The sequence below is a fragment of the Rhodanobacter ginsengiterrae genome (genome assembly GCF_050026815.1).
Classification (GTDB): domain Bacteria; phylum Pseudomonadota; class Gammaproteobacteria; order Xanthomonadales; family Rhodanobacteraceae; genus Rhodanobacter; species Rhodanobacter ginsengiterrae.
Map to the genome: position 1 here is coordinate 1 of NZ_JALBWO010000017.1, position 1651 is coordinate 1651.

Sequence of the window (1651 nt, forward strand, 5' to 3'; positions counted from 1 at the left end):
AACTCGCTGCTGAATTTTCTTCGCTTCGACATGAACACTCCTCATCGGCCGCATCGGCCTTCTCGTAAGTGTCCGTGAAATCGGGGGTGAACCCGACCTGCCGACGTAAGCGTGTCGCGCCAATCTACCTGAGATTGCTTGACCGCGGCCTTGAGGGAGTCGAGGTTGCCGCGAGCAAGCATGAGCGCTGCGATTTGAACGCGCTCGCGAGCCACAGCCCACTCAGGAGTTTGGGTCGGCTCAAGCATGCTGGTGAGCAAGGCGAGTGCTGTACGGGCGTCATGCTCAGAGAAGGTTGAGCGAACATTCGCTTCGATCGTCGGGGAAACGCCCATATGAGCCCTAACGCCGGAATTGAGCGGCGGCGAAGCCGTCCGCCTCGAATGAGTGGTTAGAGCGCACTGCCACCTAGAACGTGCTCCATGCCACAACGACTGATGGCAGCAAGATGAGGGCGACACAAACGCTGGCACGAACTTTTGCTGCGGAGAAGCTGTAACCGGACAGCCATAGCGCGGCCAGGATGCTCACTACACCGATGTACAATACGACAAGTGATACATGCCGAGCAGCTTCGATTTGCGCGTGTGGCACGGAAGGCGATGGATCGCCTAGCTGCGACATAACACCGTAATACGCCAGCGCCCAGCCAACGACCACCAGAAGCAATGCCAGATTTGCCGCAGAGGTCTGTTTCATGCGCTCTAACGCTGGAGTTGAGCGGCGGCGTAGCCGTCCGCCTCGAACGAGTAGTTAGACGCCACGACCATCGTGCCAACCCTGAGCGTCTTTGAAGAATTGCTGTTTGGAGGCTGCGTCTGGAAAAGCCCGAGAAGGAATGATGAGCCCATTGCCATTGGTGCCAACAATGACAATAGCATCCTGGGCTTCTTGGACCGTTGCAACTTCCGCCCACGACCGGGCCCCTGATTTCCTACCGATACGGGTAGACCACCCAGATGGGCCAACAGAGAGGACACGCTCCTCATTTTTGAATAGGACTTGCGTGCGTAACGCCAAACCAACTACGACTAGAGGCAGAACGACGGCGAAGGACGTTCCGAATTGACGAAAGCTGAAGGGCGCCGCAGAGACACCGAAGGCGATCATAGTTCCGAAGGCAGCCATTAGGCATTGCTGCCACCAATACTTGGTTCTCCAAGAGCGCCAGTACCAGCGCCAAATCTCGGCGCGTGTGGATCGGTAGTGAAGCGTATATTCCATAGTGTCTAACGCTGGAATTGAGCGGCGGCGTAGCCGTCCGCCTCGAATGAGTGGTTAGGCCACGTGCCGAGGAAGCTGACGTAGCCAAGTCTCTAGATTCGAAAGAGCAGAGTCTAGGTTGGGCACAAAGCCCTCCTTGTGTTGATACGCACAGAGATCCAATGCGTCGGCCAAGCTTGTTACGTCGCGCGCCAAACTGTAGGGCACGCCCTCAAGAGCCCGGCCGCTCTCCCTCACGACTGTAGCCAAGGACTCGACTTCGCCTTTGCCCGACCGAACCGAGGCCAAAGAGTTCTCTATGCTTGATATTAGGGAGATGTTCGACATGGGGCCTAACGCTGGAATTGAGCGGCGGCGAAGCCGTCCGCCTCGAATGACTGGTTAGACAGCGAACGGTCACGCACCATTACTAACCATGGTTTCGTCA

Annotated in this window: 1 protein-coding gene; it reads right to left on the bottom strand. The window is 57.0% G+C overall.

Annotated features, from left to right (window positions below; translation table 11 throughout):
• Positions 1–408: 408 nt before the first annotated feature.
• Positions 409–699, bottom strand: a complete 291-nt coding sequence (locus ACQGNJ_RS00090; protein ID WP_426687215.1) for a hypothetical protein — start codon at positions 697–699, stop codon at positions 409–411.
• Between the last annotated feature and the right edge of the window lie 952 nt (positions 700–1651).